This is a genomic window from Enterococcus raffinosus (assembly GCF_019175485.1).
Classification (GTDB): domain Bacteria; phylum Bacillota; class Bacilli; order Lactobacillales; family Enterococcaceae; genus Enterococcus_A; species Enterococcus_A raffinosus.
In genome coordinates, this window is sequence record NZ_CP072889.1 from 616,145 (window position 1) to 631,789 (window position 15,645).

The following is a 15,645-nucleotide window of genomic DNA, read 5'->3' on the forward strand; positions in this document are numbered from 1 at the left end:
CGCTAGTTCACTTGAACTGTTTTTCTATCTAATTCCTTGCCATCTGGATCATAAGCAACCAAGTAAACACTGTCGCCCTTTTTGATCGCATTGCCGACATAATAGCTGAAGCTACCATTTTTGAAGGTTCCGCCAATGGATACCAATCCGCCATTTACATAAAGACGTGCTTGCTTCACATCGCCGACATAAATCCCAGTGATTTCAACTGCGCCAACTGTGTAAGCATTTGGTGAGATGCTGCCTGTGTAAGAGGAGCTAGTGAAGGAAACCTTCACGTTTTCTTGTAACAGGACATCATTTTCTCCATAAGCATTTAATGTAACAACATCGCCTTCTTTAATGCTGCTGCCGACATAATAAGTGAAGGTACCATTTTTAAAGGTGCCGCCCCAAGAAATGACATTGCCGTTTACTGATAGACGCGCTTTCTTCACATCGCCTGTGTAAGTTCCGGTAATTTCACCATTTCCAACCGTATAGGTGTTTGGTGTGATCGTGCCCTTTTGTGCAGCTGCTTGATTCACAGTCACACGATTGTTTTGCGTCAATACGACATTGTTTTGATCGTAACCATTGATAAACACGCTGTCGCCTGCTTTGATGGCGTTTTTGCCAACCCAGTAAGTGAAGCGTCCGTTACTGAAGGTACCGCCTAGAGACAACACCGTTCCGTTCACGATGACTTTCGCTTTCTTCACATCACCACTATACGTACCAGTGATGTGTTCATCACCAACTGTATAAGCATCAGCTAAAAGAGTGCCTGAAGTAGTAGACTCTACTTGTACGACTTTGCTGTCTAATTCCTTATCCTCAGCAGAAAAAGCAACTAAACGAACATTTGAGCTTTTTGAAATAACATTTTGACCCACGTAGTAAGTGAAGGTACCATTCTTGAATGTTCCGCCTTGTGAGATCAATTTGTCATTGACATACAATTTCGCTTTCTTCACGTCGCCTGTGTAAGTACCGGTAATTTCAACCGCGCCGACAGTGAATTTGCTTGGTGTGATGGTTCCTTTTGCTTCTGGTGCAGCAAGGATCGTCACTTTGTTGTTTTGACTTAACACATCGCTATCAACGTCATAGCCGTTGATCAATACGCTGTCGCCCGCTTTAATTGCGTTTTTGCCAACCCAGTAACTGAACTCACCATCTTTGAAAGTGCCACCTAATGACAGAACTTTTCCGTTTACGATAACTTTGGCTTTCTTCACATCGCCAGTATACGTTCCACGGATGTATTCATCGCCGATCGTATAATCGTATGCTGAAATTGTTCCGCTGTAATTAGACAATACTTTGACTGTTTTTTCATCTAATTTCTTTTTGTCCTTGTCATAAGCAACGAGAACGACCTTCGAATTTTTCTTGATCAAGCCGTTGCTTACTTCATACGTGAACTTGCCATCTTTTAATGTACCGCCGCTTGAAACCAAGTGATCGTCTACATAGAATTCAAGGTAAGAAACATTTCCTTCATACGTACCAGTAATCATACCTTCTCCGACAGTGTAGTCGCTCGGTGTGATTCCGTGTACGCTAGCTTTTACTTCTACTTCAATGTCTTTTGTCGCAACCCCTTTGTGGCTATCTTCTACTGAATACGTGATAAAGTATTTGCCCACAACATTTGTATTGACGGTATTTGATTTAATAATGATTTTTGAAGTCAAGTCGCCGTCTTCTTCATCGTGAGCGGTAACGCCTTCTAATGGATTAAATGGTTCGCCTTTTTCGATGACTTTGTTTTCAGCGTTGATAACGGGTAGTGAATTTTCACCAACGGTAACTTCAATTGTTTTTGTAGCTGTCAATCCATGACTGTCTGTAATTTTATAGGTCACAGGGTAAACACCTGGTACATTACTTCTTACTTGATTGTCAGTAATCACGACATTTTTAGTAATATCACCGTCTTCTTTGTCGATCGCTGATACACCCTTCATGGCAAATGAGCCAGAAAAGTCATCACCTAAAATAATTTTGCGGTTTTCAGCTGTTAAAACAGGTTTTTCTGTTCCATAAGCTGGGTCAAGCTGTCTGTATTCCAAGTAGCCGCTAGATTCTTTTCCGCCACCGACAGTCCAGTCAATGATGTTGGTGTCTTGCGTCAACGCAGTATCGAAATGATATTTTCCGTCTAACGAGTTTGGTACACGAATTTCTGTATCCGTCACAAAACCACCAAGGTCAATATTTACCGAACAAAATACATGTGGTAAAAGCCCAACAATTGTCGTAACTTTAGGATTTTGAATAATCAATGAGCAGCTTTCTGGGTCTACCTTGATATCTGTTGATTTGTAGGTATAGGATTTGATCGGAATACCCAGATTGTAGGCCTTCATTTCACCTGATAAATAATTAATAAAGCGCGGATCTTCTAATAATGGTTTGAATTCGTTTGGTAATTTGATTTGATAGAAGGTTTTGTCCGCGATTCCCAGATTTGCAAGTTGAGTAATGTTCAAATCAACCGTCAAAATTCCTTCTGTTTTTTGGTTATTGATCACTAGTTCTTTGTTTGTAGAAGTTTTTAGGCCAATCTTTCCCCATGCGATTAATCCAATATCCATCGGTTGGATAAGGCTGCCAGAATCTGCTTTTTGTTCATTGTCAGTAGTTGATTCCTCTGTCGTTGCTTCAGATTCTTCTGTTGTCGCAGAAGACGTTGTTGCTTCTGGTGTTTCTTGGACTGGCTCCTGAGTTAGCTCTGGAGCTGCTTCAGGTAAGCTGTCTGTTGTCAGCTTATCTGCTTGTTCTGGTGCTACCTCTTCTGTGTCTGCTGTCTTTTCTTCAGCTAAGGACACGACAGGCATTAAGCCTGTATTCAGTAACATTAAACTGCTTGCCCCAATGGTTATTAATTTCTTTTTCTTCACTATTTTTTCCCCTTTCTTTTCTCCTGATCTTCGTTGAAACGCCGCCTATTCATCCATCACCCCCTCTAATACTTATAGTATTTATAGTTTCCAGCCCCCATGGATTTGGCCCCGTTATAAACAACACCAATCAGATGTGCCTTTGATCGTTCGAGTAAGGTTTTACACTTTATCAAATTGTTTCGTTTCGTACGATTCTCCCGAACAACTAAGATCACCCCATCGACCTTAGAGGAAAAAATCTGCGCGTCCGTCACTACCAATAACGGTGGTGAATCCACAATAATGGCATCGTACTGATCCTCTAACTCGCTAAAAAGCTCATTCAATCGAAGGGAGTTCAGCAGCTCAGATGGGTTTGGCGGAATCGGCCCTGCAGGCAGAAAATCTAAATTTTTCACCTGGGTCCGTTGAATCGCTTCGTTCAATGAACTTCTTCCGTTGTTTAACAAGGTGCTCAAACCCACGGCTTGGCTAGAACGCATATTAAAATATTTCCCGGCAGTAGCTCTCCGCAAATCGCCATCAATCAATAAAATCTTCTTGTTGGTCTCTGACATCACAACAGCTAGATTGGCGGCTAAGGTGGTTTTTCCTTCTTCCTGCTCCGTGGAGGTCACTAAAAGCAGCTTTAAGGGGTCGCCTGCAGAGGCGGCAAATTGAATACTGGTTCGTACATTTCGGTATTGCTCGGTGATTGGTGAAAATCTATTTTCAATCGAAATTAACCGTGTTTCTCTTACTTTCATGAATACGCCCGCTCCTAAACTTTAGACTCGTTTTCTTTGTCTTCTCGACACACTAAGAGAATCCTCTGACAAATTCTTTTTCAGAAGATCCTTGTCTTTCGCAGACATCTTCATGTCCACATTGGTGGTATGGGGAATGATCCCTAAAGTATTGGTGCCAAAAATCTCGTAAATCGCCTGCTCTGATTTAATCGTCTGATCAAAGCTCGCCCGCAGCAGAATAAAGAGAAAGCCTGCCAAACCGCCGACAAAGAAGCTCAGCATCAGGTTCAATTTATGATTAGGAGAGATTGGGTTTCTGCTGGCGGTCGCACCTGAGGTAATCGAGATTTCACCAGGGATCTGACTTTCTGCCAAAGCCTCCTGAAACACCTGTGAAGTTGTGTTCGCTATATAAGCCGCCAATCTTGGCCGATCACTCACGGCTCGAATGGAAAAAAAAAGCGAGTCTTGCTGCTGCTCTAAGGTGATGGCCTCTCGCAGATCGCTAACGGAGAGGCTTTGATTCTCTTCACTCTTCAGCTTTTCCTGTACTCGCCCTAACACAAGATCGCTCAACACTAATTCCTTATAGGTCTTCACTAACTGCAGGTTAGCGGTAATCTCGTTGGACAAGTTTTCTTCTGTCGACTTGGTCGTAGCAATCATCTGGGTCTGGGAGCTGTATTGAGGAGTAATCCAGAAAAAGGAAATATACCCGCCAATCAACAACCCGCCGATACTACAAAAGATAATGATAGGTAATTTTTCCTTAATGGTTCGAAACAAAAAGGAAAAATTGAATTTTTCATCCATAATGGTCAGTTGCCTCCAATAGTTTATGTACTGGTTTAATAAGCACCGTAGTGAGTAACGATTACCAGTAAGGTTTTAAGCATGATTTGAACATCTAAAAGGAAGCTTCCTCTATTTAAATAGCGCAGATCCAACTGAATCATTTCTTCAAAATGAAGCTTATTACGACCACTGACCTGCCAAAGCCCTGTACAACCAGGCTTTACTCGCAAACGTAAACAATGGTAAGCGGAGTATTGCTCCACCTCTCGAGGCAGAGCTGGTCGAGGTCCTACGATCGACATTTCTCCTTTTAATACATTTACTAGCTGAGGAAATTCATCGATACTGAACTTTCGCAAAAAGCCACCCACTCGAGTGATTCTCGGATCACGCTTCATTTTGAACATTGGTCCTTCAATCTCATTTTTCGCCATTAAATCAGCAAGCTGCTTCTCGGCACCGACATACATCGTTCGAAATTTATAGATAACAAATGGCTTGCCGTTCAATCCGACCCGTGTTTGGGTAAAAAAGATCGGACCTTTAGGATCTTCCAGCTTAATCAACAGTGCCGTAAAGGCTAGTGGTATCAAAAGGATCGCTAAACCCACAATACTTACAAAAATATCGATGACCCTTTTTGTTCTCCTGCCAAAAAAGTCAGAAGTACCGAAATCGTCTTGATTAGATAACACGAATTCTTCAATCGAAGAATTATTTTCATAAATATTATTCATCTTTTCACTTCCAAAGGATCGGCATCAATTCCGATGTATTTTTCTTTCCTGCAAAAATATTCTTCTTTAGAATAATTACAGCTAACTATTTAATAGTAGAACAGAAGCGAATCATCCAACCGTCAATTAATTGTCGCTTTTTTGATTTTTTATCATCAAAAAACACAGTCTATTTTCGGAAAAATGACTTTATTGTGGAATTACCTTTCTTTTTTTGTTTCTTTTTTGAATTTTCCGCGGTTTGGGTTAGTCAACCTCTGTGACAAGCATTTGATAAAATTCATCTGAAATTTGATACCCTTTGCCCCAGGAAGTATTGATCGGGTCACACTCGACACCGCTTTTGACTACCTTTGATTTGATATTTCGCACACAGGCGGATAAGGCGGACATTCTTGAATTAGTGGCTCCCTCGTCCTCCCAAATTTTTTCGCACAGCTCTTGGCGTGAAAGGTACTTTCCACTGTAATCATATAGACAGGTCATCAGCAGATTCTCTCGTTTAGACAGCCCAAAATGATAAAGATGGTATTTCTTTTTTTGTGTACGTTCCCTTTCTTTGCTAAAAGAAGTATCCTTAAACTTCGTTGGATCTTGGTGGTTGATGGTCTGGCACATCTCACGAATTTCTTCTAGTGAAGCATTCCCTCTGATCCATTGATCAATGGCCGAATCTGTCTGATCCTCTTCATAGCTTTTCGTAAAATCACTCTCGTATTTCCTGACAATCGCAGAAACACAGCCACGAAGCTTCGGCATCAACGCCACGATCTCCTGATAAGCGATCGTTTCACTCAAAATGACCGCATCAAAGCACGAGAACAGCAGTCGCTTTTCCTGATCCATCGAGTAGCAATCCTCTAACAGACAAGCACTGCAGAAGACTTCATTATTCAACTGCTGCAGCTTGCTCTGGAATCCTGATTCCGCCAACAAATTTTTGGTTAAGATTAATATTTTCATTCGTGCTCTCCTTCTTTCATGCCATTTTGGCCAATGAACTGTCTGATACTTGAAACAAACTCTTCGTAAAAACGCTGCTGGGAATGCCGCTCTCGTCCACTTATGGCCGCTTCACTCATTTGACGACGTAATGCTTCGTTTTTAATCAATTGCTTTAGGCCTTGCGCAAATTGCTGAACATACTCTTGATCATAGGGAATCAATACTGCTCCTTTTTCACTGATATATTCTGGAATCCCGCCGATTTTTGTTGCAATCACGGGTATCCCCATCGCCTGTGCTTCAACTGCAGAAAGGCAGCAGGTTTCATGGAAGATAGAGGGCACTGCACAGATATCCGCCGCCCTCAAGTAAAACGGGATCTCTTTTTTATTAATATATCCGGTGAAGCGTACCTCAATCGGCAGCTTCTCAGCTTGCGCCAGAACCTTATTGAAATAGGCATCTTTCTTAGTAGAGCTATAGGTGGTTCCTCCTAGCACCAAGACCTTTACATGCGAGATATCGTCGAGTCTGCTTAGGGCTTCTAGAAGCAGATGCACCCCTTTTGTTTCGGTAATGCGACCCGAAAAAACAATGATGCAATCTGAATCCTCCAGACGAAGCTGCGCACGTGCCTCTTGTCTTTCAGCCTGTAATACTGGCTGAAAATCCTCTAGCTGAATACCGTTGTTTACCCGATAAAAAGCCGAACGCTCCTTAGGAAAATCTATCTTTTGAGCCTGTTGATTCAGAAAATCACAGACAGAGAACACACCATCCAGCTCCTGCAAAATCTCTTTTCCGTCCTTTGTCTCAGGATTCAAATAGTCATTATGCAAATACGTGCCTAATTTCCCTGAATAAAAGGAACGCAGCAACGGAATACGTTCTGGACAATTCAGATCCAGCACCCCATCAACCTCTGCCTCCTGTAAATACTCCTTCGTTTTTCTTATTAGTTCAGGATAAGGAATCAAGTTTTTCCGTTTTCCCGTCAGAAGTGACTGTCCTTTATTCCAGCATTTCTGGATGAACCACCATACGGGACGTTCTCTGATATCCACAGGTATAATTTGAGTCTGTGTATGGGTTTGGTTGAAGGCTGAAATTGCCGGGTCTGCTCGAGACACGATTCGTAGTTCCAGCTGTTGATGGGTTTCATTTTCTTCTATTAAAGAATCCAGCAGCGTTTCGATCGCGCCGCCTTTCACAGCCGGAACAGGCAAAGCCCCATAGGTTAGCAGCAAGATCCGTGGTTTCCTCATTTGACCTTCTCCTGCATCATTAAATAAATAAAATAAAGATTTTCAAAGATGTAGCGTTTATAGAGCCGTCGCGGCTCCTTCATGAAGCGGTGTAGCCATTCCAAACCATTTTTCTGCATCCAGACAGGTGCTCGAGAAATGGCTCCTGCTAAAACATCGAAGCTCCCTCCCACACCCATGATTAGGTTGGCATTCAGCTCAGTTTTATACTTATTGACAAATTCTTCCTTATAAGGTGAGGTCATGCCGATAAACAGCATCTGCGGCTGACAGACGGCAATCTTTCTTACGACCTCCTCCTCATCTTTAAAATAGCCGTGATGAGCGCCCGCAATCTTCAAATTCGGATACTGCTCCCTTAACACCTCTAGCAGTCTATTCAAAATAGCTTCTTTGGTTCCTAAAAAGTACACCGTCATTCCTTTTTTCTCTGCCTGCTCCAGAAGTGCCATCATGGTATCAATCCCGGTCACCCGATCAATCTTTTTCTTTTTGATCCAGCGGCAGGCGCGTACCACCGAATAGCCATCCGCGCTCACCATGTCCGCCTGTTGAATAATCTTTTTTATCTCGGTATTTCGATGGCTGAGGACGACTTTATTCGAGTTGACGCCGACATGTTCAATGACTTCATTTCGCTGGATTCGTTGAATGATTTCAGTCACTGTTTCCTCCAAGCTGCCATCATCTATCATCAGATCAAATAGCTCTACTTTATTCATTTATGCACCCCTTTCTTGCTTATCCCTCCATGGAACAAATCAATAAAAATAATGAGAACCAATAACAAACCTTGGATGAAAAACAACCCTCCGCCAGAAAGTACGCCTGATTGGTTGAGAACAATCTGTCCGATCAATAAAGCAACTTGCAGCCACATTGCTTTTGTGGATAGTCGCTGCTTCATGAAGCGATCAGTTTGCCGTTTTCGTAAATAGAAAATCAGGAAGAAACCACCGCCCGATGCAAGTGAAGCACCATTAATCCCTATCAACGGAATCAGTAGCAAGCTTGCTAAAACATTGACTGCTGCACCTAACAAGGAAGTAGTCAGTATTCCTCTTGTTTTCTTCACAACGATATAGGTCGTCCCGAAGAAACCAGAAATACAGGAAAAGAAATTACTTACCAGTAACAAGGGAATATAGGACTTGGCAAAGTAAAACTCTTTTGATAGCAACACCGATGCTAGCGGATCTAAAAACAGCAGGATCAATCCGGAGAACAGCAGCAGCAGCGTGCTGTAATGGTTAAACACCTTTTGATAAAAGGCCGCCGCCTCTTTTTTGTGATACTGTTCAACCGCCGACAGCTGCCACGCCTGTAAAAAGATCGTTCCGATAACGGACAATAGGTTCGGAATCTTACTAGCCGCCGCATACATCCCGTTACTTGCCACACCAAGAAAAAAGGTCATAATGAAGCGGCTAGATGTGGTAAGAATCCACCACATCGCGGAATTCGGAATCAACGGCAAACTGTAGGCGATCAACTGTTTCCGCTGCTCAGAATTTACTGTTTTTCTTCGTGTAAGCAATGCTCGCCAGGAAATATTGACAGCTAAAAAAACGAGCGAGAACAAATTGGCTACAACCAATGACAAGAAATAAGCCACGATCATGTTTTCCATCCGACGAAACAGCAAGAGGTTAAACAGCAAGGTGAATAGTGACAGCAAAATACCGTTGGCCGCGTAGGTCTTCAGTTTCCCGATTGCCTTGATATACTGCATCAGAATCAACTGGAAGGATTGAATCGTTAAGAGACAAAAGCTAAGCAGCCCCACACCTGAGGAGAGATCTACCCGCAGCCCAAACAAACGCAGACCGCCCAACAGCAAAGCTAGACCTCCGAGTCCCATCACATTGGTGCCCAAGGCGGTTCGCAGCCAATCCAGCTTTTCCTGTTGGCTCTTACTATCCAGCACAAAGCGCAGCACCCCTTCGGAAACACTGAGACTAACAATCGGAAGAGCCAAATTGATGGTATTCAGCAGCAAATCTGCTGTACCGTACTCACTTTTAGTCAAATAGTAGGTATAAAAGCCGACAAGGAAAAACGTAATCAGCTTGCTGCCGAAGCTGCCAATCGCAAAAATCAACGAATCGTTGAACAATTTCTTATATTGATTCCTCATTCGACCAATCCCTGCCGAAAGTCGTCCATTAGCTCATGATTGATTGCAAAGGCTTGCCGCATCTTCTCCTTTGCCCGCTTCATCTGCTGGGAGGCTTCATGATTCTCAACAAGCTTTTCATTTACCTTTTCCAAAAGAAGTACTCGCTTTTTCGGTAGCTCCTCAATCGGTAGTACATCTTCTTCCATCTCAAGATTTTTGAACATCTCGACTACCTTTTGCTGCCAAGACAAGCCGATAATTGGAAGAAATTGAGAAACAGCTACAATCATGGAATGCATCCTGGTACCGATGATCAGACTTAATACTTGATACAGCTCTAATAACTCTTCTTTATCTGTGGTAACGATCAGCTGTACTTGGGGACACTCTCGAAACTCGGAATACACACTTTCGACCGTTTCGTAATCCTGAATCTCTGAAGAAAAGAGAACGATCTCTCTTTTCGAAGAAACCAACTCGCGAATAAGATGGCTCATTTCCTCTAGATACTGCAGGTATTCTTTTTGCGGACAGCCAGTAATACGGTAATCAATTACACAAATTCCAATTTGTTGGCGAGTCGCCCTTTGTGCCTTTAGCGCCTCAAAGGATTGCTTTTCCGGCAAAAGAAAGACAGGATCCACAGAGGCATAGGCAGCAGAATGCTGAGCATTTTGCAAATAAGCGTAGGAACGCTGATCACGAAAGGTCACAGCATCGCATTTTTTTAAGGTAGCGATCGCCGCTTGTTGCTGTTTTTCTGTACAAAAGGGACCAATTCCGATTGAACTGACGAATATCTTTGTGTGGTGCTTGTTCGCAAGAGTCACTACCTGATCAAAACGTTGTGCGGACAGCGTCGCAGGTGATAAATCGAAAATCGCATTTCCACCGCCAATTATCAGCAGATCCGTTTCCTCTAAAGCCGCCTCAAATGCTCGAATGTTGGCTGGCTCGTACATTCTCTTTCTCGAACGCAGCCATTTCCCTTTACTGACAAGATCCCTAACAAACGGCAACTGGCGAAAATATTTGTAATAGTAGTCATGAATTTTTGATCGTCGAATCAATTGGTTGTTTCGTTTAATCTGTGATTCTTCGATCAATTTGTAGCTGTATTTTTTTGTTTCAACATCTGTTAACAGTTGGTCTGACAGCGTTTCAGCGATCAATCGATCCCCGATATTCGAACTATCAATGAAACTAACTAGGATTGCTTTCACTCCGGCCACTCACCTTCAACTTTTTTCTAACATTGCTAGCATTCATAAAAATCAACCACACCGATAATTTCCGTATCCATCAACGAGGGAACGAGCTCCGGCGTTTGAATGATTGCTCTTGCCTTCAGATAGTAATAAATAAAACTACTTGAGGTACTCAGCATCAAACTGATCAAAAAAATTCCCGCAAATACCTTCGTCAAACGAGGAGACCGCATTGTTTCAAAAGACTGCGCAGACAACAGAAAGACATTCCGCGGCAGCTGACTCTGTTCAACGATCTCTGGATACTTTTCACTCAAGCGAATCGCAAGTTCTTTGCTTTTTTCTGGTTGATCAGCGGTCACACTGACTTTGAATATTTGTGAATTGATGCTGTTGGTCACCGTCAAGGACTGACTAATAGTCTCTCTACTTAACTGCGGCAACTCCTTTTGCAGCGCTTCTATCACAGCATCGCTTTTGATCATTTCCTTGTAGGTCTCCACTAACTTGATATTGCTTGCCACCGCTTTGTTTTCTATCTCTTGCTGGTCGTTATTCGCCAGCGACTCTGCCTCGCGTTGCTCTGTTGCAGGCAGCAGAAAGGATACCTGTGTGCTGTATTTAAAGCCTTTCATGTAAAATCCCACACTTCCCAGTACAGCAAAAAGTACGGTCAGTACGATAAGCGCCTTCTTACGCAACCAAAGAAAGTAAAGAAAGTCCTTAAATGAATACATGACGTACTCCTTTCATCCACGAGATAATGAGTCGTAAAGACTCTCCCAATTCGCAATATACGCATCCAGCGAAAACTGCGCCTCGATTTTTTGTTTCGCCTGTTCCGACAGCTCTTTACGTAGCTTGTCGTCTGAGAAAAAAGAAAGCAGTCGCTCCTCCATTTCATCAATAGCTCCTGGCACTACCAGAAAGCCATTCTCTCTATCCGTGATTACCTGACTGATCCCCCCAACATCCGTTGCCAGGTTGGGGATTCCAGCGGCCATTGTTTCTAAGACTGCCATCGGAATTCCTTCATGGTACGAAGGAAGGAGATGTAGACCGCAATCCTTTAAAAGCTCCTGTTGATCACTAGTCCAGCCATGGATTTCTACATTCGTACAGCCCGATTCTTCTAATCGCCGAAGAATTGCTGGAGTCGTTTGATCACTGTCTCCGTATAGATGGAAACGAACCTTAGGTAATTGCTCTTGTATTCGCTTAGCGAGCGTAATAATGTCGTGACTGCCTTTTCTTTCGCATACACGTCCGAAGGTTAGAATATTCATTGATTGCGGGTGATAGCTGCTCTTTTCTGGTACGAAAACCGCATTATTTATCACGATCACTGTTGTTGTCGTTAGTGTGCGATAATAATTCGCCCATTCCTCTCCCAAAGCGACAATGATATCCACTTTGTCTAGCACCCTGCGGATATAGTTCTTTTGTTTTGTAGAGGCTTTTTCGTAAAATTGATCAAAATTAGGCGCGTGCATATGAAAAATCGTTTTAGTCTCCTTTTTCACTGCCCTCAGCAGCAGTGCTTTGCGATAGAAACTCGCGTCCTGAGAAACATGAAAATGAACGATCGCTAGCTTTTGTGTATGAGCGGCAATGAGTAATTGTTGAAAGGATCGCAACGCGTATCGAAGCTTGTGTTTTTCATTCCATGAAAATACGTATTGAAGTTGCCAGTTATGATCCGTAGGAAAATACTGACGGAAATTTCGGATTACTGTAGAAATTCCACCTTTGCCGGTACTTTCCGGACCTATCATGATTATCTTTGCCATCCCTGCTCCTTTTTTATCACTTGGATCAGCATGCACATAAAACCGAATACCGTTGCCGATAGTGCGGAGAAAAATACATGTCCCACCAAGAAACTGTAAATGATTGTAAAAATTAATAAGAATACACAGAAATTATCGGCACCGTGATACACAGCCAGTCTCAAGAAATAGCCCACCACAGCGATCAGAAGGAACGTTCCAATAATTCCATAAGAGAAAAACATATCGAAGAAGTCCATTTCTATCAGACCACCCTTTCTTCCATACCAATCCCAGCGATTCTCGAACCCGGCTCCGAACAAAAAGAGGTACTGATTTTTCGGTGCCTGTAAGAAGTTATCCATCGCATCCTTCAGATACACATTTCTGGAACTAAGCAGCAGCCTCGGCCAATCATCCTGATAAAGTGTGCGAAAGTAAGCGAATCGTGCGATCACACCCGATAAAGCGGTCAATAAAAATTCTTTTCCCTTCATTAAAAGAAGAAAAAGCCCCAATAACAGAAATTCAAAAACAAAAAACTGAGCAAATAAGGAACGGCTCCGATAACGAGAAAGAAAATAAAAAATCAAATAGAAGGTATAAAGGACACCTGTCAACAGACCCGATTTTGTTCCTAAGATCAGCAGGCAATACATGTTCAAGAAATACAAAGCCAATAATATTCCGGCTGGAATCAAGCATTTTTCATGATGGATGAGAAACCATCCAACAAAGAAGAGCAAGATCAAAAACGCAAAGGCAATGTCATTTGTCGCGAAATAGAACCCCTTAAAGCCAGCCGTATCGTCATAAGTGCTGTTTCCTAGCCCAAGAAAGTAAGGAATAATTAATCCTCCAATCAAAAATAAATCTAAAAAAACTGTTACCTTCGATAGTTTTCTAATAGACAAATAATCAATGTATTGATTCGCAAAAAACGGAATTAGCAAACATAATGAGAATCGAATGACATAGGACAATTCTTTAATAAGCAGCGAAAGACCCGTTTTGAAATACACCGTTTGAACAATACAAAGAAGGATCAGCAAGAAAAGGGAAATCAGTAGTAATAGATAGTCGCCTGTTCGCTTCACCCCTTTTGACAAAGCGCCATAGAGAATATATGCAATAAAAAGAACTCGATAGGCTGTTCCTAGCGGGATATTGTGTCCATACGAGATAAAAACGCCGTTAAAAATATCTATTAAAGGAAAGATGATGATCATTATTAAAAAAATATGGATTTTAATCCGGTCAACCAATATATTCCTCCTCTGTCTGGGTATTAATAAAATCGTTTTTTTCGTTAAACGAAACACAATTAATGTTAATTCAATTAATAAATAAGCAAACATCTTTTTTTGTTAATAAATTACCTATTTTTGACTGATTAAAAGGGGTCTCAAAGTATAAAATAGATAAATATCAATCAAAAAATAAACATATTATAATTTTGATATTTTTTAATCGTTTATTCGAATTTATATTCATTATCATTTGATTACTTATCCCCTTCTTAAGAAAATTAATTGTGGGTATGTTGGAAGGAGTAAAAATAAAAGATGTTTCTAATTAATCAAATCGCTGATCTTTTTGACAAAGAAACGGTGACAAAAATAAAAATCATCTATTTGTTGAAAGAAAAGAAAACGTGGGTGTCGATTGATGAGCTGACCTCACAGTTAGAGATCAATCAACGAACAATCACAAAATATTTAACGTTTATTGAAGAAGATATTGATACATTCTCTTCAAACAAAGAAGTTGTACTGAAGAGCCATAGTAAGAAAGGATATTTTTTGTACTATGATTTTGAACCGGTTTTAGAAGATCTGGTCTTTCGTATCATTGAGGAAACAATCAATTATCAGTTATTAACGAAAATATTTTTCTCAAAAATTCCTTCGATCATACAGTTTTCTCATAAGTACTACGTAAGCGAATCTTCCTTATGGCGCATGATCAATAAATTCAGAAAGAATTTGCTACCCATTGGTATTTCTATCGAACGGAGATCCCTAGAATTGATTGGTGATGAAATTCAAATTCGTCGATTGAGTTTTGTGTTGCTGCAAAATTCTTATACACGGGGAAAATGGTTATACGGAAGTACGACAAAAATGGTGACAGAAAAACTGATGGAACGACTTGTCACCTTCTTCCATCTATGTTTATCAGATTTTGATTACAAGAATCTTTTCTGTATGATTGCGGTAAGCATTGAACGGACGAAACAAAAAAAGCACCTTCGTCTATCGAAGGAGCTGTGGGAAAATATCGAAAACAATGAATTGTTCGATCATTTTTTTTATGAAATGAGAGAGGTTTCACCCAAGGATTTTTATGATCGTGAAGAAATTGGGTTTCTCTTTTTATATGTTTTTACTATGGATGAAGTCTTTAACGACACATACATCCGAAAGAATTTTATTGCCTTTCATCACGAAAAAAAGACCCAGCTCTTTCAGTCGGTGGAAATGTTTAAACAGCTATGGTTTGAGGAACAGAACCTGTTTCTCTCAAAAGATGACCTGATCATTGTTGATAAAAGTCTCTATAGTGCACACCTATACTGCCAATTATTCTACAATGAAAAACAGCCAAATACTAAATCTGAAGATTCTTATTGGCAATCAAGCGAATACATATCTTTTCATCTGAAAAGTTTAGTCAAAGATTTCATACAATTACTGTACAACAAAACGAATTTTAATCTTTTCAGAGAAAGAAATTATCTTTTGTCTATTTATCCATTGTTGATTGAAACTGTCACACCACTCCAAAAGGTAGAAGAACCCTTACAAGTTTTTTTAGTCTCTGATTTATCAAATCTCGAAGAATACCAATTGATTAAAATGATCGAGAACGAATTCCGAGGGCGATTTAAACTAGAAATCTATACCCATCATGATAGCCTGTGTGAAACGAGTTCTTTGGATTTGATCCTTTCTACTAGAAAAACATTTCTGCCGGAACGTCCACTATTGCCTAATATCGTCATTCCAAGAGAACCATCCAAACTTGATTTTCATACGTTGGAAATCAAGCTGCGAGACATTTATGCCAGAAAAAACCAGCAACCGACTCTTCCTTCACTGAACCATGTACCAGCAAACAATCCAAAATCAACCTATTAACATTTGTTAGAAACATCTCTGCAGCTTTTTGAAAAGAAAGTGCAGAGA

The 15,645-nt window shown here is 41.1% G+C and carries 13 protein-coding genes; 1 reads left to right on the forward strand and 12 read right to left on the reverse strand.

Translation table 11 applies throughout. From position 1 onward, the window contains the following. Nucleotides 1-2: 2 nt before the first annotated feature. From J9537_RS17540 to J9537_RS17595, 12 genes are all read right to left on the reverse strand, one after another. Nucleotides 3-2,888: an immunoglobulin-like domain-containing protein gene (locus J9537_RS17540; RefSeq protein ID WP_028020244.1), complete on the reverse strand. Its 2,886-nt coding sequence runs from the start codon at nucleotides 2,886-2,888 to the stop codon at nucleotides 3-5. A gap of 65 nt (nucleotides 2,889-2,953) precedes the next feature. Then, nucleotides 2,954-3,637: a CpsD/CapB family tyrosine-protein kinase gene (locus J9537_RS17545; protein WP_028020243.1), complete on the reverse strand. Its 684-nt coding sequence runs from the start codon at nucleotides 3,635-3,637 to the stop codon at nucleotides 2,954-2,956. 21 nt (nucleotides 3,638-3,658) lie between these two features. Then, nucleotides 3,659-4,432, reverse strand: a complete 774-nt coding sequence (locus J9537_RS17550) for a YveK family protein (RefSeq protein WP_028020242.1) — start codon at nucleotides 4,430-4,432, stop codon at nucleotides 3,659-3,661. A gap of 35 nt (nucleotides 4,433-4,467) precedes the next feature. Next, a complete protein-coding gene (locus J9537_RS17555) occupies nucleotides 4,468-5,151 on the reverse strand; it encodes a sugar transferase (protein ID WP_028020241.1) in 684 nt (227 codons plus the stop codon). Nucleotides 5,152-5,397: 246 nt separating this feature from the next. Further along, nucleotides 5,398-6,114, reverse strand: a complete 717-nt coding sequence (locus tag J9537_RS17560; protein WP_028020240.1) for a winged helix-turn-helix domain-containing protein — start codon at nucleotides 6,112-6,114, stop codon at nucleotides 5,398-5,400. After that, nucleotides 6,111-7,361, reverse strand: a complete 1,251-nt coding sequence (locus tag J9537_RS17565; RefSeq protein WP_028020239.1) for a glycosyltransferase family 4 protein — start codon at nucleotides 7,359-7,361, stop codon at nucleotides 6,111-6,113. The genes J9537_RS17560 and J9537_RS17565 overlap by 4 nt, the downstream gene beginning before the upstream one ends. Next, nucleotides 7,358-8,083, reverse strand: coding sequence for a WecB/TagA/CpsF family glycosyltransferase (locus J9537_RS17570; protein ID WP_028020238.1), 726 nt, complete (start codon nucleotides 8,081-8,083; stop codon nucleotides 7,358-7,360). Before J9537_RS17570 ends, J9537_RS17565 begins: the two co-directional genes overlap by 4 nt. Next, nucleotides 8,080-9,498 (reverse strand): lipopolysaccharide biosynthesis protein, encoded by a 1,419-nt coding sequence (locus J9537_RS17575; protein ID WP_028020237.1) that lies wholly within the window; start codon nucleotides 9,496-9,498, stop codon nucleotides 8,080-8,082. The genes J9537_RS17570 and J9537_RS17575 overlap by 4 nt, the downstream gene beginning before the upstream one ends. Continuing rightward, nucleotides 9,495-10,703 carry a polysaccharide pyruvyl transferase family protein gene (locus J9537_RS17580; RefSeq protein ID WP_028020236.1) on the reverse strand — a complete coding sequence of 403 codons (1,209 nt, stop codon included), beginning with the start codon at nucleotides 10,701-10,703 and terminating at the stop codon, nucleotides 9,495-9,497. Before J9537_RS17580 ends, J9537_RS17575 begins: the two co-directional genes overlap by 4 nt. Before the next feature lie 35 nt (nucleotides 10,704-10,738). Continuing rightward, nucleotides 10,739-11,425 (reverse strand): YveK family protein, encoded by a 687-nt coding sequence (locus J9537_RS17585; RefSeq protein ID WP_028020235.1) that lies wholly within the window; start codon nucleotides 11,423-11,425, stop codon nucleotides 10,739-10,741. Nucleotides 11,426-11,437: 12 nt separating this feature from the next. Continuing rightward, nucleotides 11,438-12,478 (reverse strand): glycosyltransferase family 4 protein, encoded by a 1,041-nt coding sequence (locus J9537_RS17590; RefSeq protein ID WP_028020234.1) that lies wholly within the window; start codon nucleotides 12,476-12,478, stop codon nucleotides 11,438-11,440. Continuing rightward, on the reverse strand, nucleotides 12,466-13,722 hold the full coding sequence (locus tag J9537_RS17595) for an O-antigen ligase family protein (protein WP_028020233.1): 1,257 nt from the start codon (nucleotides 13,720-13,722) through the stop codon (nucleotides 12,466-12,468). The genes J9537_RS17590 and J9537_RS17595 overlap by 13 nt, the downstream gene beginning before the upstream one ends. 300 nt (nucleotides 13,723-14,022) lie before the next feature. Here J9537_RS17595 and J9537_RS17600 point away from each other — a divergent pair, with 300 nt between their 5' ends. Beyond that, a complete protein-coding gene (locus J9537_RS17600; RefSeq protein ID WP_028020232.1) occupies nucleotides 14,023-15,597 on the forward strand; it encodes an AcpB/EbpR/MafR family transcriptional regulator in 1,575 nt (524 codons plus the stop codon). Nucleotides 15,598-15,645 lie beyond the last annotated feature (48 nt).